Source organism: Halobellus sp. EA9, assembly GCF_051195055.1.
GTDB classification, from domain to species: domain Archaea; phylum Halobacteriota; class Halobacteria; order Halobacteriales; family Haloferacaceae; genus Haloquadratum; species Haloquadratum rubicundus.
On record NZ_JBNTJW010000001.1, the window covers coordinates 170,083 to 188,453 of the forward strand.

Here is an 18,371-nt window from a genome sequence, read left to right on the forward strand (position 1 = left end):
ACGGGTATGGCACCATTGGCTTCGGAGGAGTCGTTCCTCGCGCGACGCATCGACGCCGCCGCGGCCCCCCTCGCCGCGGTCGACGTCCTGGCGCTCTCGGCGGTGTTGACCGTCGGCGTGATCAACCACAACGGCGTCGAGTACCTCTCTGCGGACCCCGTCGGCTGGGCTCTGACGCTCGTTCCCTTCCTCGTCGGCTGGGGCGTCGCGGGGCCGCTCGTCGGGGCGTACTCCGCCGGCGCGGCGGAGTCGGCGAAGGCCGCGATTCCGCTCGCCGTCCGGGCGTGGGTGCCGGGCGCGATCGTCGGCTTCGCGCTCCGGGCCTCGCCGCTCTTCTCGGGCGGCTTCCAGCTAACTTTCGGCGTCGTCGTCCTGCTCTTCGGCGGCGTGGCGCTCGTCGCCGGGCGCTGGCTCTTCTTCAAGCTCTTCCGATAGTCCGGTATGGGTCGCGACCGCGACCGAGAGGGTCCGGTCTCGGTGGCTCACAGTGATTACTCTCACTGTTTACCGTCGAACGCCGTCACCGCGGGTGGCGTTCGGCGGGAAGAGACGAGAGTAATCACTATCAGAGATACCGAGCGAGCGCGATCCCGACGCCAGAGGCGACGGCCGCGAACCCGGCCAGGACGGCGAACAGCACCGGCGGCGTCGCGTAGGTCAGGATCCCGCCCGCGATCGCCCCGCCGAGCGCGCCGACGCCGAACACGCCGAGGTAGGTGTAGCCGTAGGAGAGCCCGCGCGTCCCCGGCGGCGAGTACTCCGCGACGGTCGCCTGATACAGGGGCTGGACGAGAAAGAGCGCGGCGCCCAGCACCGCCCCGATGATCAGGAGGGGGGCGAGCCCCGCGCTCGCGGCCGGGAGGAAGACGACCGCGAGGACCGCGAGCAGGCCGAAGCCGCCGACCAGTCCGTACTCGACCGGGATCCGGTCTGTCAGTTTGCCCCCGACGTACTGCCCGAAGACGCCGACGATCAGGAGCCCCGAGTAGAAGTACCGCTCGGGGTTGATCGTCCGCGTCGCGTCGGGGTCGACGCCGAGCGCGTCGGTCACCGCGGGCGGGAGGAGCGTGGTGATCGGAACCGGCTCGAACGCCGGGAACGATTCGAGCAGGTTCGGCAGGAACGTCAGGACGCCGCGGTAGTAGAGCCCCGAGCACATCACGACCACGAAGACGAGCGCGAACGCCCCGGCGAAGAGCCGCCGCGACTCGGAGACGAACTCCGCGAGGGAGTCGACGCTGTCGGTCCGCGAGTCGCCGCCGTCGCCGCGAGGCGCTCCCTCGTTCGCGTCGTCGGGGTCGGGCTCGACTGCCGCGGTCTCGTCGAACTGCGCCCGGAGCGCGTACGCGCCGGCCGCCAGCGCCGGCACCGCGAGGACGACGGCCACGACCGTCCAGTCGACGAAGAGGAGGAGGATCGCGGTGAGGAGCGGGCCGAGGCCCGTCCCGACGTTCCCCGCGATGCCGTGGTACGCGAAGCCGGTGCCGCGCTCGCGGACGCCCTTGGAGATGAGCGTCAGCCCGGCGGGGTGGTAGACGCTGGCGGCCGCGCCCCACAGCAGGAGCGCGAGCGTGACGACGAGCAGATTCGGCGAGACGCCGAGGAGGAGGAACGACCCGGCCATCCCGAACAGACACAGCGTGATGAGCCGCGCGGAGCCGACGCGGTCGACGAGGACGCCGCCGGGGAGCGCGCCGACGCCGAAGAGCCCGTAGCCCGCGGTCACGACGAGCCCGAGCGTGGCGGCGGTCACCTCGACCTCGACCACGCCGAGCGGGAGGACGTCGAACTCGGCGAGCCAGATGGAGACGAAGATCGGGATCGAGAGCTCGTAGGTGTGGACCATCCCGTGGGCCAGGCTCACAAGCGCGACGATCGACCGGTCGTTCCCGTTCACGTCCACCGTTCGACGAGGCGATCAATTCAACGCTCCGATGTCTCCCGCGCGGCACGCTCGCGCGCGCCGGCCTGTGCGAATCGCCGGCTCTGCCGCAGTGATCGACGGATTTCGATCCGTCGGTACTCTGGCCTCGATTTCGTCGCAGACCTATGTCTGAGGGCCTCTAACACGAATTTCGGTTCATAAGTTATAGAAATCCATCGGAGACCCAACTACGAATTTACCCGTTATTGATGGGAAAAAATTATATTCCCTACACTCGTAGTATACATTGTATTATGACAGGGTACTACGACTACGTTCTCGGCCTCATCCCGCTCGCGCTGTTCGGTCTCACTGGTGGGCTCGTCCAGACGAGCCTCACGCTCACGCAGGCAGTCCCGATCGCCGCGGCGGTCGCCGCCGGGATCATCGGCCACGCGATGTTCGTCCGCTCGCCGGTGAACCGCGGGCCGCGCTCGGGCCTCTCCGGAACGGAGTCGACCCAGAGCCAGAACATCGGCGTCCAGAACGCCGACTGAAGTCGGCCCTGTCGTCGGCGTTCGCCGCTCGCCGCTCGGTCCTTCGCCTCCGTCCGCCGGTCGGTGACGCCTTCCCCAGGTTCTTATCGCTGCCCCCCGAACCGGCGGGTATGACCGAGACGTTGTTTCTGAACAGTGCCGAAGTCGACGGGCTCGCGACGCCCGCAGAGTTCGTCGACGCCGTCCGGGAGGCCTACCGACAGCGGGGCGAGGGCGCGCCCGCGGAGCCCCGGACGAAGCTCACGAACGCCGAGCCGCCGGGCTTTTTCACCGCCTACGCCGCCGTGCTCCCCGAGACGGGCGCGATGGGCGGCTATATGTACTCCGCGGGCTTCGGCGCCGAGGACGCGTGGTTTATGACGCCGCTGTTCGACGCCGAGTCCGGAGAGCCGCTCGCGCTCGTCGACGGCGCGAGTATGAACCCCTACAAGACCGGCGCGGCCGGCGCGGTCGCGGCCGACGAACTCGCCCGCGCGGACGCCACCTCGGCGGCGATCATCGGCAGCGGCCCGCAGGCGAAGGGCCAGCTCCGCGCGCTCGCGACCGTCCGCGACTTCGAGACCGTGTGGGTGTACTCGCCGACCAAGGAGCACCGCGAGTCGTTCGCCGGCGAGATGGACCGCCGGCTGGACGCCAGCGTCGCGGCCGTCGCCTCCGCCGCCGCCGCCATCGAGGACGCCGACGTCGTCGTGACCGCGACGAACGCCGACGAGCCGGTGTTCGACGGCGACGCGCTCGAACCCGGCACGCACGTCACGGCGATGGGCCAGTACGACCCCGAGAAGCGCGAACTCGACGACGCGACGATCGAGCGGGCGACGTACGTCCCCGACCTCCGCGAGCGGGCCTTCCAGGACGCGGGCTCGTTCCTCCACGCCCTCGATGCGGGCGTCGTCGACGAGGACCACGTCCACGCCGAACTGGGCGAGGTCGTCGCCGGCGAGGCCCCCGGCCGCGAGGACGCCGAGGAGATCACCGTCTTCGACAGCGGTGGGACGGGCATCGAGACCGTCGCCGGAGCGTACCTGCTCTACAAGAAAGCCCGAGAGGAGGACCTGGGGACGACGGTCGACGTCTCGCCCGGCAGCGAGGCGCTCACCGGCGAGTGAGCCTCACTGGAGTCGATATCTGAGAAGCGCCGCGATCCCGCCGAGGTTCTTCAGCTGGCGGCCGGGGTCGAACTCCCCGGAGAAGACCGTCACCTCGCCGCCCTGGCGCTCGACCGACTGAATGACGTCGTTGACGTCGACGTCCCAGTCGCCCTCGCCCTGGCGCTCCTGCCGCAGGCGGTCGTCGACGACGAGCAGTTCCTCGACAGCGCCGAACTCCGCGGCTTCTGCGACCTCGTCGATCCCGTAGGCGACCTTCTCGTCCGTCGCGATGCCCTCGGTCAGCTCGTCGATCAGTTCGGCCTCCTTCGAGATCCTGGTCTGGGTCTGTACCTCGTCGACGGCGCCGCGCTTGAGCACCTCGTGGACCCCGCGGTCGCCGACGCCGGCGGTGTCGACCATCGTGATCAGGTCCGCGGTTTCGGGGTGACTTTCCGCGATGTGGTCGCGGGCGTCCTGCTTCGTGAAGCCCGGGCCCGCGAGGATGATCGCGTCGACGTCCATCCGCGCGAGCGCGTCGCCGAGTTCGGCGAACAGTTCGGACCGCGGCCGGGCGTACTCGCCCTTTCCGGTGGGGGCGGTGAACGAAAATCGCTCTTCGGTCCCGTACTGCGCGACCGTGTGGATGTGCGCCTCGCCCTCTTCCACGGTGGCGATGGCGACGTCGGCGTTCTCGGCGGCCTCCTCGGCGGCCTCGATCCGCTCGATTTGATCGGGCTTGAAGTGCTTCTCGATGGTGAGCTCGTCGTGCTCCTCGACGTTGATCGTGTGGTGGTGGCCGAGCTGGTCCTCGCGCGAGCAGTCGACGATCTCGCCGCCGACCCGCAGGCGGTTGGCGAAGCGCGCGAACTCGACGTCCGCGACCTCGATCGTCACGAAGAGGTGCTCGCGCTGGCCGCCGGTGTCGCGGAGGTTCTCGTCGTCGCGCTGGATCCGGCGGGTGGTGTCGCCGGAGACGAGGTCCCCCGTTTCGAGGACGTGCGAGAGGTGCCAGAGGTCGTCGACGTTCTCGGGGACCACCGTCATCCGCTCGCGGCCCTCCTCGCCGCGGCCGCGACTGGAGATTCGCATATCGGGACTGGAGCGTCGGGGAAGAAAGGTCCTGTTATCCGTCCGTGCGCCGCTAGGCGAGCGCCAGCGCCGCGAGGTTGCCGAGGGCGAGGACGCCGCCCAGGAGGTAGGAGCCGTACGTCACGCCCAGCCGGCGGAAGACGAAGAACACGGCGGCGAGGACGACCACGAGCCCGACGACGCCCACGAGGAGAAAGGCGAGGCTGCCGACGCCGTGGCCGGTGGCGCCCTGGAGGTACGACACCGCGGAGACGCGGGTGACCTCGTCGGCGAGGTCGCGCCGGGACGTAGTGGACATTGCCTCACGGGCGGGCTGGAGTTGCCGCTTCGTGTGTGATCGTGTCTCATTAGCAATAAAGTCCCACCCGAGAGCATAGAGTGCGTCTCAGGGCCATACGCGCCGATCGGCGCGGTGGTCGGAGCTGTCGCTCAGACGGCCGGCCGCTCGTCGGCTGCGTCGCCGCCGTCGCGCACCTCGACCGGGTGGATCTCGCCCCAGCGGTCCCGATCAGGTAGTACGCGGCGACCGCGGCGTAGAAGCCGAGAAAGCCCCCGGCGAGGAAGCCGACCGGCGGGATCGCGTTGAGCGCGCCCGCGACGAGGCCGGCCGCGAGGACGATCGCGAAGCCCGAGAGCCACGCGGTGGCGTACGTCCCCGAGGTCAGCACGGGGCGGAGTTCGCCGACCGAGAACGCCCGGCTCAGGTCGTCGTGCTCGGCGATCGTCGCGATCGCGGCGGGCACGATATAGGCGGCCAGGAGCGTCAGCACGAGCGCGAGCACGCCCCCGACGAGGATCACGAGGAGGCCGATCCCGAGGCCGAGGCCGCTCTGCGGCCCGACGGGCCCCGGACCGGACATTCCCCCGGTCGAGCCGCCGACCACGACGAACGAGAGGACGCCGCCGCCGATCACGACCGCGGAGACGACGGCGGGCACGAGGCCGTAGACGACCACGACCGCGAAGGCCCGGAGGCCGTCGCCGAGGAGGTCGCCCCACTCGTCGAACGCGGGCGGGTGCTCGTTTCCGCGCATCGTCTCGCGGACGACGCGGACGAGGTAGCCGAGGACGAGGATCGCGGGGATCACGAGCGCGCCGAGCAGGCTGAGGACCCCGCCGATGAGGACCGTGGTGAGCCACGAGTCCTCGTCGTTGCGGAGGTACTGCAGGGATCGTTGAATCATTGGTATCACCGAGCGAGGGAGACGGACGGAGCCGGATGGTCGCTCGGGAGAGATACGCCGACCACGGAGATAAAGCCGCACTGACGCGTGCTGGCCGGTCGCACGGGGCGAGTGGCTCACAGGAGGGAGCCGGAGAGATCCGGGCCTCAGTCTTCGACGATCTCGCTCCCGCCGGGCGGGAGGAACTCCTGGATCCTGTCTGCGGTCGCCACCTTCCGGAGGAACGACTGGTCGGCGAAGCGTTCCTTGAATTTTCGGTAGAGCATCTTCGCGGCGTCGTTCTGGGCGTAGCGACCCGGCTGGAGCCGGACGGAGGTCTCCACGCGGTCTTCGATCGCCGACGGCGGCCCGCCGAGCACGCGCGTTTCGCCCTCGCACTGGATCCCGACCGCGACCTCGGCCTCGACGTCGCGGAAGTACGTCCGGTCGCCGCGGATGACGAACGAGCCCTTCTCGATGTACTCGCCGGACTCGGGCGTCTTCGAGACTTGATCGGGCGTCACCATGTACGCCTCACCGGCGTACCGCCCCTCCTTCCAGATCGAGGAGTACGAGACCGCGAACTGGGCGGCCTCCTCCTTCGTCCGCTCGGGGAAGTCGACGGCCTCGGACGGTTCGGAGGGACCGGTCGCCTTCACGATCGTCACGGGCCCGCCGTGGGCCTGCGTGTGGAAGAAGAGGTCGTGCTGATCGAGGTACTTCGTGACGATCTCCTCGTTCTGGTCGGCGTTGCGGCCGCCGATCACGAGGAAGCCGTCGGAGGTGCGGAACCACCGGAAGCGCTCGTACCAGTGGTCCGACTGCCGGATCGGGATCGACTCCATCGCCAGCCAGTCGCGCTCCTCGCGCTCGTCGGGCTCTTCGTCGTCCGCCTCCTCGGCGTCGTCTTCCTCCCACTCCTCGCGGCGGCGCTTGACCGCGGCCAGTTCCTCGCGGGTGTCCTCGATGGCGGCCAGCGCGCCCTCCTTCTTCTCTTCGATGCGCTTTGCCTCCGTGTAGAGGCGGTCGGCGTTCTTCTCGACGCCGGTGTCGACCTCGACTGCGACCTCGGTGTCGTCGAGTTCGATCGTGACCGTCCCCTCGGCGCCGTCGACGTCGACGACGGCCTCGGCTTCGGGGATGCCCCGCTCGGCGCCCTGGGCGAGGGTCTCGCGGATCTCGTCCCAGCCGACGCCCTCCTCGCGCGCGTCGCGGACGGTCGAGAGCACCTCGTCGACCAGGTCGTAGTTCGCATACAGCAGTTCGGCGCGGCGGCGCTCGGCCTCGGCCTGCGCCTCGAAGTCCTCGATCGCGCCCTGCTGTTGGTCGATGATCCGCTGTTTCTTCTCGATCTCGGCCTCGAAGTCCGGGCGCTGTCGCCCCGCGTCCTCAGGCTCGTCGTCTTCGAGCTCTAGGCGGTAGAAGTACCGGTCGAGCGCGTCGTTGAAGCTGTCGTAGGCCTCGCTGTCGAGGCCCTCTCGCTCGCGCTCTTCGAGCGGGAACGGCGTCACGTCGACGACCGCGCCGTCGTCGAGGTAGACCCGCGGGTCGAAGTCGCCGGCGCGGAGCCGCGTGCGCAGTTCCTCGATGGCGTCGTGGATCGCGCGGTACTCCTCGTCGCCGGCCTCCTCGATCGGCGTCGTCTTCTCGACGCCCGCGCGGGTGCAGAGCTCCTCTGCGTAGAGGCCGCCGAGGTTCAGCTGCGTCGCGAGCGTCCGGACCACGTCGGTGTCGGAGTCGTCCATACTCCGCTTGAACGCCTCGTAACCGACCGTCAGCGGATTCAGGCGGGACGCGGGGAATTCGTACTGAGAGCCGGGCGCGACCGTCCGCGACTTCAGGCGGACGGTCTCCAGGCTCTGGACGACCTCGCCGGTCTCGTCGAGGACGGCGACGTTGCCCTGGCCGAACAGCTCGACGACGATCCGGGTGTTCTCGTCGTCGCGCTCGAAGTCCAAGACGAGGATGCGGTCGAACTCGAACTGCTCGGCGCCCGCGAAGTCGGCGCCCGACAGGCGGTTCCGCAGCATCATCGCGAAGTTCGGCGGGCGGCCGGGCGCGTCGGGGACGCGTTCGGGGTCGGCGACGTGGGCGCGCTTCACCTCGCCGACTTCGAGGAGCAGTTCCACGCGCCCGCGGTCGAAGTCGCGCATCCGAAAGCGGAGCAGGTCGTCGCCGTAGCGGTAGGCCTTGTCGACTTTCGCCCCCTCGTACCGGTTCAGTTCGGTGACGAGGGCGGCCAGATCGACGCTCGTGAGCTCCCGCTTCGGATCCATACCCCTCCGTTCTCGCGGGGGAAGGAAAAGGCGCACGTTCCGGGGTCCGCGGCGCGCCGGGAGGGAAACGGCGGCCGACGAGACGGACGGCGACCCGCGGCCTACGCGACCCGCTCGACCAGCCGCCGACCGCCCGCGCCGACGGCGAAGCCGGCCGTTCCGACGACGACCGAGAGCGTCGCGCCGATCGCCAGCGCGGTCAGCATCGTCGCGCTCGGATACGTGAGATCGAAGAGGCCGAGCGGGAGGTAGAAGCCGAAGCTCGGGCCGCCGGCGAGCGCGAGACAGACGAAGAGCCCGTCGTTGCGGTAGGCGCCGACCGCGGCGGCGACGAACGCGACGCCGACCAAGAGGGGGAGCAACAGCCCGAACGGAAACGAGAGGCCGCCGACGAGACGCGGCGGCAGGTGGACGACGAAGGTGGCGACGAACAGGGCGCCGGCGATCGCCGACAGGCGGACCGCCGTCGCGGGGTCGGGACCGAGGAGGAGCCGCTCGACCCGCGGCGACAGCGGGAGCGCGTCGGGGTACGGCGACGGCGTCTCGGCGGCGGCCGGGTCGTCGGCGGGCATACGCGGACCTTCGCCGCGGCGCGCCTTGATAGTTCGCCATCCGAGACACGCCGCTTTTATTCGCCGGCGCGCAACCGACTCGTAATGGCCAAAGTCAGTATCGGGCTCCGCGGGTGGCGCTTCGACGAGCGCGAGGTGTTCACCGACGAGGGGGAGTTCCGCCCGCTCGACGAGGTACCCGACGACACGCGGCGGCGACTCATTCGGCTGACGTACCTCCAGGGCAAGCCCTGCGACGCGTGCTACCTGATCCACGGAGAGGCGGACAAAAAGCGAGCGAACCAGGCGGAGATCGTCTACGGCGAGCCGATGGAGGAGGTCCTCCTCTGTGCGGAGCACGAGGCCGACTTCCTCTATTGGTTCCGCGAGGCGGGCGGTAGCGACGCCGCCGGCACCGAGACGTTCCGCGACGAGTTCCACGAGTGGTTCGCGGCGGGCAACCGCGCGCCGGAGGGCTACGGCGGGCTCGAACACGTCGAGACCGACCCCGGCGGCCTGCCGACGCCGCCGGAGCCCGCGGAGCTCAACCGTCGGCTCAACGAGCAGTACGAGGGCGAGCGCAAGCGGATCAATCTGGAGACCGGAGAGATCACGACCGTCGACGAAGGCGACGACGAGGACGACCTCCCGTCGCTGGACGAGGCGGACCTCTCCCGCGAGTACCCCACGAAGTGACGATGGCGCCGCGCAGTCGCGACCCCGTCGTCGTCGTGGTCGACCCGAAGACGCCCGGCAACGTCGGCACCATCGCCCGCGCGATGAAGAACTTCGGGCTCTCGGAGCTGAAGCTCGTGAACCCTCCAGATCTGGACGAGGACGGCGAGGCGTACGGCTTCGCCGGCCACGCCCGCGAGGACGTCCTCCCCAACGCCGAGGAGGTGACCTTCGAGGCGGTCGTCGCCGAGTACCACACCGTCGGCACGACGGCGATCACGAACGAGGACAGCAGAAAGCACACGCGGTTCCCGTTCAAGACGCCCGTGGAGGTCAGAGAGAGCCTCGAAACCGTCGACACGAGGACCGCGCTCGTGTTCGGCCGCGAGGGCACCGGCCTCGACAACGCGGAGCTGAAGCAGCTGGACGAGGTGTGTTCGATCCCCGCGAGCGCGGAGTACCCCGTTTTGAACCTCGGTCAGGCGGCGACGATCCTGCTGTACGAGCTCCGCTCGCTGACCGTCGAGGAGACGCAGCTCCCCGACGTCGAGCGCGAGCGCGCCGACGAGGCGGAGATCGACCGCTTCTACGACTTCTTCGAGGAGTTCCACCGCGCGATCGAGAACCGCGAGCACAAGCGCGAGAAGACGCGCGTGATGATGCGACGACTCCTCGGGCGGGCGCATCCCACGGAACGAGAGATCACCACGCTCACGGGGATCTTCCGGCGCGCGAACGAACTGCTGGGGGACCGCTCGTTCGGTGACCACACCGGCGAGGGGTCCGCGGAGTCGTCGCCAGAGTCGAACTCGCAATCGCAGTCTCAGTCCCAATCGCAATCGACTCCGGAATCGACGCCCGACTGACCCCCCCACCGCCGCACGGATGTCACGCCCGCCCTCACGCTCCCGTCCCCGCCCCGACGACCGCGGGCGGGCCGCTATTCGGCGTCGAACTCGAACCCGGACTCGGATCCGGAGTCGGGGCGGGCCTCCGAATCGGGGGATTCGAGCCGGCCGCCGTCGTTCAGCGCGAGGTTCCGCCCGGAGCCGGAGCCGTCCTCCGGGCCCGGCGTCGGGACCTGCGTCTTCGTGGCGCTGACCTCGAACCGGGCGAGGAGCGACTGTAACTGTTCGGCCTGGTCGGTGAGCGCTTCGACGTTCGAGCTCACCTGCGAGATCGACGCCGCCTGCTGTTCGGCCGCCGCGGAGACGCCCTCGGCCTCGTCGGCGGTGTTCCGGCTGATGTCGGCGACCTCTTCGACCACCGAGACCGACTGCTCGGCGCTCTTGGCCTGGTCGTCGGTGGCGTCGCTGATCTCCTGGATGCCACTGTCGGTCTCGTCGGTGTTCTCGGAGACCTGCGTGAACGCGTCGAGGACGTCCTGGACGGCCTCGACGCCCTCTTCCATGTGCTCCTCGGCGGTGCGTGCCTCCTCGACCGTCCGGGCGGTCTGGGCCTGGGTCTCCTCGATGAGCTCTTCGATCTCGGTCGCGGACTCCTGCGTCTCCTCGGCCAGCTGTTTGACCTCGTCGGCGACGACGGCGAACCCGTCGCCGTCGCCGTTCCCGGTCGAACTGACGCGGGCGGCCTCGATGTTGGCGTTCAGCGCGAGGAGGTTCGTCTGCTCTGCGATGTCGCTTATGAGCTCGACGATCTCGCCGATCTCGGTCATCTGGTCTTCGAGGTGCTCGACGTTGTCGCGGGTCGAGCCGATCGCGCTCTTGGCCTCCTGGGCGTCGTCGATGGCGCCGCGGGCGGTGTCTTCGCCCGCGTCGGCGATCTGGGCCGTCTCGTGGGAGGTCTTCGCGACGGTTTCGGCCGAGGAGGCGACCTCCTCGACCGCCGCCGAGAGGTCCGTCATCTCGTCGTAGACGTCCTCGAGCATCTCGCGCTGTTCGTCGGTCCCCTGGGAGATCTCCTGGACGGCCTCGCTCACCTCCTCGCTGGCCTGCTTGACCTCGCCGGCGCCCGCGTTGGCCTCCTCGCTGGCGGCGGTGACCTCCTGGGCGAACGCCTGGATGTCCTGCACCGCGGACTCCATCTCGTCCATCATCCCGTTGAAGTCCTCGGCGATCTGGGCCATCGCCTCGCTGTCGGCGTCGCTGTCGAGTCGGACGCCGAGGTCGCCGTCGGCCGCGCGGGCCATCTTCGCACTGAACTCGTCGGCCTTCCGTTCGAGGTGGTCGTTCATCTCCTCGACCTCGCGCTGCCGGGCCTCGGCCTCGGCCTTCAGTTCCTCCGCCTCTTCGGTCTCAGCGAGTTGGTTCCGCGCCTCTTCGCGGGAGCGCTCGATCGAGACCCAGTTCGTCATCAGCGCCGAGGCGAGCATCAGCACGAAGGCGGCGTGGATCCCCGCCCACACGAACGGGCGGGTCGCGCCCGCGTTGTGGTTGTACACCATCTCCGGCATGTAGAATCCGAAGACCGCGTGCTGGAGCGCGACGAAGACGATGCCGACGAGGAACGGCGCCCAGTCCTCGTACACGGCGACGATCCCCATCACGACGAAGAAGTGGAAGTGCGCCTCGATGTACCCCCCCGAGAAGTACACCAACACCGCCGAGGACAGCACCATTCCGACGGTCGCGAGCGACGTGCGGAGCCGGCGGCTAAACCGCGGCCACGCCGCCAACAGCCCGATCGCGGCGACGATCCCCACACGCGTGAGGACCGTCGGCAGGGCCACTTCCGGGATCTGAGCCCCGGAGAACGGCTCGGTGCCCTCATAGAGACCGAGCGCGATCAGAAACGGAATGTGCGCGAAGAGCGCCAGTACGATGTTTCGGTGCCGCACCCGCCAGGTGTCGTCGGGGATCGTGTCCCCGCTCGGAATGTACCTGACGAACTCGCGGAGTTTGTCCCCCCAACTGTCGGTCCCGAAGCGTTCCCCCCGAGATCCGACCGTGCTCTCTGCCATACCACCAACCCCGTAAACCACGGTAAAAACCCTTAGCCACCAATTATCAGACTGAATAATCCGAAGCGCGTGCCGACGCGAAGAGATACTTTGCCAGGACGGACCGATTCCTACGATTCGACGTCGTCGACCAGCCGGACGGAGAGCCGTCTCAGGCCCGCTTTTGGATCTCCTCGCGGAGGACGTCGCTGACGACTTCCCCGTCGGCCTTCCCGCGCAGGGCGCCCATCGCCTCGCCCATCAGCGCCGAGAACGCGCCCATCCCCTCGTCTTGGACCTGCGCCGCGTTCCGCTCGACGACCTCGCTCACGGCCTCGCGAACCTCGTCCTCGCTCACGCCCGAGAGACCGGCCTCCTCGACCGCCGCCTCGGCGGAGAGCGACGGATCGTCGGCGAGCGTCGTCAGGACGTCGCCGACGCCCTCCTTCGCCAGGTCGCCGTCCTCGACGAGGCGCATCACCGCGAGCAGGTGCTCGTCGGTCAGATTCCCGATCGCGACGTCGTCCCGGCGGAGCTCCGTCAGCGTCGACTCCAGCAGCCCCGCGGCGAACGTCGCGTCGATGCCCTCGTCGACGGCCCGCTCGAACAGCGGCATCCGGCGCCCGAACGCGACCTGTTCGGCCAGGCCGGCGTCGAGGCCGTACTCGGACTGGTACCGATCGACCTTCTCGGTCAGCAGTTCGGGCGTCTCGACGTCCGAGACGTCGAGCTCGACCGGCGGGACGTCCGTCTCGGGGTACATCCGCGCCGCGCCCGGCAGGGGTCGGAGATAGCGCGTCGTGGCGTCGTCGTTGGCGCCGCGGGTCTCCTCGGGGACGCCCTCGATCGCGGTCCGGGCCCGCTCGGCGGCCGCTTCGATGGCGCCCGCGGCGGTCTCGGGGTCGTCGGCGACGATGGCGACCGCGTCGTCATCGCCCGCGCCGACGGCCTCCCGGAGAGCGTCCACTTCGGACTCGGTGACGCCGTAGGCGGGCAGTTCGTCGGTGTGGAAGATGCCGCCCGCGCCGCGGCGCTTGGCGTGATCGGAGAGTTCGGTGCCGAGCCGGCGGTCGGGCTGGATCTCTCGGCCCACCAGGCCGTCGAATCCGTATAGCGGCACGGCCTTTACGACGCCGCCGTCAGAGAGCGCGCCGCCGATGACGCCGGAGTCGGTGTCGGCGAAGACCTCCGAAACGTCCTGTACGTCGCCGACGCTCGCGTCCCGCTCCGCCAGTTCGTCGCGGATCGCGAGCAGTTCGACCTGCCGGCCCACCTCTTCCCGTACGATCTCGGCGATCTGGTCCAGCGCCTGGACGCCCTTGATCTCGACGCGCGCGCCCGTGGCGATGGAGACGTTGACGTCCTGACGGATGGTCCCGAGCCCGCGCTTGACCGCGCCGGTCGAGCGGAGGAGCATCCCGATCGTCTCGGCGGCCTCCTGTGCCTGGGCGGGCGAGTCGATGTCCGGTCGGGTGCCGATCTCGACGAGCGGGACGCCGAGGCGGTCCAGGGAGAATGTCACGTCGTCGCCGCGCTCTTCGACGCGCTGGGCGGACTCCTCTTCGAGGAGCAGGTCCTCGACCCCGACCGGGCCGTCGTCGGTCTCGATCACGCCGTCCTGGGCGACGAGCGCCGTCCGCTGGAAGCCGGAGGTGTTCGACCCGTCGATGACGAGCTTCCGCATCACGTGCGCCTGGTCGACCGGCTCCATCTCCAGGAGGTCGGCGATCTGGAGGGCGACCTCGCGGGCTTCCTCGTCGAGCCGGTGCGGCGGCTCTTCGTCCTCTTCGACCAGGCAGGTCGTGTCGTAGGCGAGGTACTCGAACTCGCGTTCGACCTGGCTCTCTTCGAGCGCCGCCTCGTCGAGTTCGCCGAGTTCGCTCTTCGTCGGGTGGAGGTACCGCGTGAACGAGCGCGTCGCCGATTCGGGGTCGCGCTCTTCGGTCGGACAGCCGCAGAACAGCTTCGTCGCGGTGTCGAGCTGCTGGTGGATTTCGAGCCCCGCGACGAGGCCGAGATCGTCGTAGTCGTACGCAGTCATTACGAGAGCGTGCGGGCGCCCGGCGTAAAAATGATTCAGTCCGCGTTCGGTCAGAGCCGGCGCAGGCCCTCGCCGATCCCCCGACCCTCGCCGCACTCGGGGCAGACGTAGTGCCAGCCGTCGGTCGTCGCCTTCCCCTCGGGGAACGTCGCGTCGCAGTGTCGGCATTCGAGGACGTCCCGACCGCGGTCGCGACTGTACTGGAGGCCCTGCATACCTGGAAGTCCACGGATTCGAGTATCAACGTGTCGATTCGCTTCGAGGAGCAGACCGAGAAATAAACCGAATACGGCGATACGAAATCACGCCGATCGGCGGCCGGCGTTCAGTTCGATCGTCCCGAAGACGTAGGTCTCGCTCGCGACGGCGTCCATCCCATCGTCGAGCGCGCGCCGGGACGCCGCAGTGCGCTCGTCGAGCTGTCGGAGCACTCCCTCGCCGTCGACGTCGAAGAGGCGGGCGTTCAGGCGGGCGAACGCGCGGAGGGCCGCGTTCGCCGGCGCGCTCCCGCGCGGCGCGAAGTTCGTCACGACGACGCGGTCTGCGATCTCACACCAACGGCTGACGACCGCGTAGGGGTCCGAGAACAGCGACGTCACGAACGTCGAGAGCGCGGCGTCGACGCCCTCGATCGGCGGGTCGGTGGCGTCGGCGCGGAGGAGGTCGACGTTCTCCCAGCCGCGGCGGCGGACGCGCCGCCGGGCGCGGGCAAGCATCGGGCCGGTGATGTCGACGCCGACGACGCGGCCCGCGGGGCCGACGGCCTCGCGGAGCGCCGGGAGATTCACGCCGGGGCCGCAGCCGAAGTCGAGGACGGTGTCGCCCGGATCGAGGTCGAGCGCCTCGACGCAGGCCGCGCGGACGCCGCCGACCGACGCCGTCGCGCGCGCGAACCAGTCGTAGAGCGGCGCCCAGGTCCCGTACTCGCGCTGGATCCGGCGGGCCTGTTCGACGGTAAAGGCGACGCGGTCGGGGGGGCGATCGGGGTCCGGGCCGGAATCGGGACCCGTCACGGTCCGTCGACCCCGTCGTCGACGGCCTCGGGCGCGGTCTTCGGCCACCACTGCTCCGGAGCGTCGCAGGCGACCGTCGAGTAACACTGCCCGCCGCGCGGGCAGGCGCGCGGCCGCTGGTAGTCGATGCCGCGCTCTGCGAGGTAGGTCACGTAGCCGTCGTCGACGCGGTCCAGTTTCTCGTGGCAGACCCAGCGCTCGCCGTACTGGCCGGCCGCGACGTCCCGATACGGACAGGTGAACGTCGTCCGCTCGGCGCCTCTTTCGGAATCGGTGTCGTCGATGCGGACGCCCACGGAACGGTAGGCGACCCGGAGCCGGCTGACGACCTGTTCGGGCGTCGAGGCGCCGAGAAACAGGACGTGCGCCAGCGCGTAGCCGACGTCGTGCAGGAGGCGTTCGACCCGCGTCAGTTCGTCGGGATCGTCGCCGAGGAGCGCCCGGAGTTCGGAGTACCACGTCGAGACCGCCGCGACCTCGTCCAGAATGGACGCCGCCTCCGCCAGCGCCTCGCGGCGGCGTGGGAGCGGCGCCGCGCCGTCGGAGAGCCGGACCGACGGCACCGACTCGACGTGTTCGAGGACGCGCTCGCGGAGCACGTCGCCGTCGGCGTACGCCGCGGTCAGCCGCTCCAGTTCGGGATACCAGATCTCGGCCATCGCGCCGTAGGCGCCGTCGAGGAGGCCGTCCGCGCGGTCGAAGCGGTCGCCGTCCGGCGGCGCCGGGAAGTCGGCGACGACCCGCCGGAGTTCGTCGGGATCGAGGCCCTCCATAGGTGCGAATAGGAATGGAGCGACAAAAGTCCCGATGCGGAGCCGAGCGGAGCGACAGCCGCCACGGTTTTGCGTCCCGCGGTCGATCCGCCGGTATGACACGCACGGCCGTCATCGCCGGCGTCGGCCCCGGACTCGGGGCGTCGATCGCGCGGAAGTTCGCCGAGGAGGGCTGTCAGGTCGCGCTGTTCGCGCGGACGACCGACTTCATTGAGGACCTCGCCGACGACCTCCCCGAACCGGGCGAGGGGCTCGCCGTCCAGGTGGATCTCCGAGACGTCGAGGGGATTCGCGACGCCTTCGAGACCGTCCGGGAGGCGTTCGGCCCGATCGACGTGCTCGTCAACCACGCGAGCGCCGCGTCCTGGCAGGGGCTCTTGGATTCGAGCGTCGCGGAGTTCGAGCGCGCCTGGGAGGTCGGCGGCCGCGGCGCCTTCGTCGCCTCCCAGGAGGCCGTCGGCGATATGGTCGAAACCGGCGGCGGGACGGTGCTCTTCACCGGCGCGACCTCCGCGGTCCGGAGCACGGGCGGGACGATCGGCTTCGCCGCCGCGAAGTTCGCCGCCCGCGGGATGGCGATGGACATCGCCCAGGAGTACGGCCCCGAGGGCGTCCACGTCGCCCACGTCGTCATCGACGGGCAGATCGACAATCCGCGGACGCGCGAGCGGCTCCCTGACCGCGAGGACGACACCTTCCTCGATCCCGACGCGATGGCCGAGACCTACTGGCACCTCGTCGAGCAGGGCGACGTCGGGACCCAGCCGTTCGAGGTCCACATCACGAACGGTCCGCAGAACACCGAGTTCGTCTGATCGAGGCGGATCAGTAGCCGAACGCCGCGTCGACGATGGCGGCGGTCTGTCCGATACCGACGAGCCCGAGGCCGACGACCGGGACCGCCGAGAGCGACCCGTCGACGCCCAGGAAGTACAGGGCCGCCCCGAAGACGTAGACGCCCGCGCCGACCAGGGAGCCGACGGCCGCGCCGTAGTAGAGCCACGCCCGCTCGGCGCCCCGCCGAGCGGTGTCGAGGAAGCCGGCGGCGGGGAGCACCATCCAGCCGAACAGGGCGACCGCCTGCAACGGCGCGCCGGCGTCGCCGAGGCGGAAGCCGACGGTCCCCAGCAGCGTCACGACGAAGCCGACCGCGACGATCCACCACCAGACGCGGAGAGTCCCCGCGCGCATCTCCGCCCGGCCGGTGACGGCGAAGACGGCGAGGAGGACCGTCATCACGACGTGGGCGACGAACAGCGTCGAGTCGGCGACGGCGCCGAGGTGGGCGGCCGCGACGAACGCCCACGCGAGCGGCACGAGGAGCGCCGGACCGTACTCGCGGGCCTGCCTGAGCATAGCCGAAGCGACACGCCGACGCCTAATGGTGCTTGCGTCGCCATCGAATCGAGGCACGATCGGGTGTGCTACGTCGCACCAGCTCCGTCCGGATCTTCGGGAGCGGGCGAGTACGTCGCCGAGGCGGAAGCGCCACCCGGCGCCGGTCCCGAGTCGTCGACCGTCGCGACGACGATGTTGTCGTACTCGGTCGTCGTCGTGGAGACGTACCGCGAGGCGACCGAGCGGATCAACCGTCTCCGGGCACCCCTCCCCGCCACGACGCCTCCGCCCCGGTCGCTCCGCGGCCTTCCGGATGGAAAGACCTTATCGCGCGGACCGACAATGCGACCACGTATGACGTCAGCGCTGTTCATCGTCAGCGAAGAGGGGTACTGGGGCGAGGAATGTATCGAGCCGCTGACCACGCTCTCGGAGGCCGGCGTCGACGTCACGGTCGCGACGCCGACGGGCGGGCCGCCGGTCGTCGACGAGCGCTCGGTCGACCCCGAGAACGTCGGCGAGGAGACCGCGGCGCGCGTCAGGGAGGTCGACGAGAACGACGACCGCCTGAACGATCCCGAGCCGCTCGCGACGGTCGACGCGACCGACTACGACGCCGTCGTCTTCCCCGGCGGCCACGGGACCGAGTGGGACGTGAATCAGGACCGCTACGCCCGACAGGCCCTCCTGAGCGCCGTCGGCGGCGGCCAGGGCAAGGCGCTCGTCGTCTGCCACGCCGTCGGGATCCTCGCGTTCACCCGCGAGGCTGACGGCAGCCACCTCGTCGAGGGCCGGTCGGTCACGGGCTTCCCCAACGAGTGGGAGGAGGGCATCGTCGACGAGCAGGACCTGATGCCCGACGGCCGGAAGCTCCCCTACTGGGTCGAAGACGAGGTCAAAGCCGCCGGCGCGGACTGGGACGCCGAACTCGACGCGGACACCTCCGTCACCGTCGACGGGGATCTGATCACGGCGCGCGGCCCCGGCTCCTCGTCGGCCGCGGCCGCGACGCTGCTGGACGAGCTCGGCATCGATCGCTGA

Annotated in this window: 20 protein-coding genes; 7 read left to right on the plus strand and 13 right to left on the minus strand. The window is 69.9% G+C overall.

The window, feature by feature from the left end; all coding sequences use genetic code 11:
- Positions 1-15: 15 nt before the first annotated feature.
- On the plus strand, positions 16-435 hold the full coding sequence (locus ACQUQ0_RS00815) for a DUF3054 domain-containing protein (protein ID WP_435183028.1): 420 nt from the start codon (positions 16-18) through the stop codon (positions 433-435).
- Between the two features lie 130 nt (positions 436-565).
- On the opposite strand, the gene ACQUQ0_RS00820 is transcribed toward ACQUQ0_RS00815, so the two are convergent.
- Entirely contained in the window at positions 566-1,846 is a 1,281-nt protein-coding gene (locus ACQUQ0_RS00820; RefSeq protein WP_435183029.1) for an MFS transporter, read from the minus strand.
- A gap of 332 nt (positions 1,847-2,178) precedes the next feature.
- Here ACQUQ0_RS00820 and ACQUQ0_RS00825 point away from each other — a divergent pair, with 332 nt between their 5' ends.
- Positions 2,179-2,421 (plus strand): hypothetical protein, encoded by a 243-nt coding sequence (locus tag ACQUQ0_RS00825; RefSeq protein WP_435182583.1) that lies wholly within the window; start codon positions 2,179-2,181, stop codon positions 2,419-2,421.
- A gap of 110 nt (positions 2,422-2,531) precedes the next feature.
- The gene (locus tag ACQUQ0_RS00830) at positions 2,532-3,530 is read left to right on the plus strand and encodes an ornithine cyclodeaminase family protein (RefSeq protein ID WP_435182584.1); all 999 of its coding nucleotides are present in this window, start codon (positions 2,532-2,534) and stop codon (positions 3,528-3,530) included.
- 3 nt (positions 3,531-3,533) lie between these two features.
- On the opposite strand, the gene ACQUQ0_RS00835 is transcribed toward ACQUQ0_RS00830, so the two are convergent.
- The 5 genes from ACQUQ0_RS00835 to ACQUQ0_RS00855 form a co-directional block, all read right to left on the minus strand.
- Positions 3,534-4,601, minus strand: a complete 1,068-nt coding sequence (locus ACQUQ0_RS00835) for an mRNA surveillance protein pelota (RefSeq protein ID WP_435182585.1) — start codon at positions 4,599-4,601, stop codon at positions 3,534-3,536.
- Positions 4,602-4,653: 52 nt separating this feature from the next.
- The gene (locus ACQUQ0_RS00840) at positions 4,654-4,899 is read right to left on the minus strand and encodes a hypothetical protein (protein WP_435182586.1); all 246 of its coding nucleotides are present in this window, start codon (positions 4,897-4,899) and stop codon (positions 4,654-4,656) included.
- 49 nt (positions 4,900-4,948) lie between these two features.
- Positions 4,949-5,785 carry a DUF4013 domain-containing protein gene (locus ACQUQ0_RS00845; RefSeq protein ID WP_435182587.1) on the minus strand — a complete coding sequence of 279 codons (837 nt, stop codon included), beginning with the start codon at positions 5,783-5,785 and terminating at the stop codon, positions 4,949-4,951.
- Between the two features lie 146 nt (positions 5,786-5,931).
- The gene (rqcH, locus tag ACQUQ0_RS00850) at positions 5,932-8,040 is read right to left on the minus strand and encodes a ribosome rescue protein RqcH (RefSeq protein ID WP_435182588.1); all 2,109 of its coding nucleotides are present in this window, start codon (positions 8,038-8,040) and stop codon (positions 5,932-5,934) included.
- A 101-nt stretch (positions 8,041-8,141) separates the two neighbouring features.
- Complete coding sequence (locus ACQUQ0_RS00855) at positions 8,142-8,612, minus strand: hypothetical protein (RefSeq protein WP_435182589.1); 471 nt, start codon at positions 8,610-8,612, stop codon at positions 8,142-8,144.
- Between the two features lie 84 nt (positions 8,613-8,696).
- Between ACQUQ0_RS00855 and ACQUQ0_RS00860 the strand changes: the two genes are divergently transcribed.
- Both ACQUQ0_RS00860 and ACQUQ0_RS00865 read left to right on the plus strand, forming a co-directional pair.
- Positions 8,697-9,287 carry a hypothetical protein gene (locus ACQUQ0_RS00860; protein WP_435182590.1) on the plus strand — a complete coding sequence of 197 codons (591 nt, stop codon included), beginning with the start codon at positions 8,697-8,699 and terminating at the stop codon, positions 9,285-9,287.
- Between the two features lie 2 nt (positions 9,288-9,289).
- A complete protein-coding gene (locus tag ACQUQ0_RS00865) occupies positions 9,290-10,132 on the plus strand; it encodes an RNA methyltransferase (RefSeq protein WP_435182591.1) in 843 nt (280 codons plus the stop codon).
- A 74-nt stretch (positions 10,133-10,206) separates the two neighbouring features.
- On the opposite strand, the gene ACQUQ0_RS00870 is transcribed toward ACQUQ0_RS00865, so the two are convergent.
- The 5 genes from ACQUQ0_RS00870 to ACQUQ0_RS00890 form a co-directional block, all read right to left on the minus strand.
- A complete protein-coding gene (locus tag ACQUQ0_RS00870; RefSeq protein ID WP_435182592.1) occupies positions 10,207-12,186 on the minus strand; it encodes a methyl-accepting chemotaxis protein in 1,980 nt (659 codons plus the stop codon).
- Between the two features lie 151 nt (positions 12,187-12,337).
- Positions 12,338-14,206 (minus strand): Glu-tRNA(Gln) amidotransferase subunit GatE, encoded by a 1,869-nt coding sequence (gene gatE / locus ACQUQ0_RS00875; RefSeq protein WP_435182593.1) that lies wholly within the window; start codon positions 14,204-14,206, stop codon positions 12,338-12,340.
- Positions 14,207-14,256: 50 nt separating this feature from the next.
- Positions 14,257-14,421 carry an HVO_2901 family zinc finger protein gene (locus ACQUQ0_RS00880; protein WP_372388686.1) on the minus strand — a complete coding sequence of 55 codons (165 nt, stop codon included), beginning with the start codon at positions 14,419-14,421 and terminating at the stop codon, positions 14,257-14,259.
- Positions 14,422-14,508: 87 nt separating this feature from the next.
- Entirely contained in the window at positions 14,509-15,267 is a 759-nt protein-coding gene (locus ACQUQ0_RS00885; protein ID WP_435182594.1) for a class I SAM-dependent methyltransferase, read from the minus strand.
- Positions 15,216-15,992: a hypothetical protein gene (locus ACQUQ0_RS00890; RefSeq protein WP_435182595.1), complete on the minus strand. Its 777-nt coding sequence runs from the start codon at positions 15,990-15,992 to the stop codon at positions 15,216-15,218. Before ACQUQ0_RS00890 ends, ACQUQ0_RS00885 begins: the two co-directional genes overlap by 52 nt.
- A 95-nt stretch (positions 15,993-16,087) precedes the next feature.
- On the opposite strand from ACQUQ0_RS00890, the gene ACQUQ0_RS00895 reads away from it, so the two are divergent.
- Positions 16,088-16,807 (plus strand): SDR family NAD(P)-dependent oxidoreductase, encoded by a 720-nt coding sequence (locus tag ACQUQ0_RS00895; RefSeq protein ID WP_435182596.1) that lies wholly within the window; start codon positions 16,088-16,090, stop codon positions 16,805-16,807.
- A 10-nt stretch (positions 16,808-16,817) separates the two neighbouring features.
- Here ACQUQ0_RS00895 and ACQUQ0_RS00900 read toward each other — a convergent pair whose 3' ends face one another.
- Positions 16,818-17,348 (minus strand): hypothetical protein, encoded by a 531-nt coding sequence (locus ACQUQ0_RS00900; protein WP_435182597.1) that lies wholly within the window; start codon positions 17,346-17,348, stop codon positions 16,818-16,820.
- A gap of 68 nt (positions 17,349-17,416) precedes the next feature.
- Complete coding sequence (locus ACQUQ0_RS00905) at positions 17,417-17,581, minus strand: hypothetical protein (protein WP_435182598.1); 165 nt, start codon at positions 17,579-17,581, stop codon at positions 17,417-17,419.
- 103 nt (positions 17,582-17,684) lie between these two features.
- Between ACQUQ0_RS00905 and ACQUQ0_RS00910 the strand changes: the two genes are divergently transcribed.
- The gene (locus ACQUQ0_RS00910; protein ID WP_435182599.1) at positions 17,685-18,371 is read left to right on the plus strand and encodes a type 1 glutamine amidotransferase domain-containing protein; all 687 of its coding nucleotides are present in this window, start codon (positions 17,685-17,687) and stop codon (positions 18,369-18,371) included.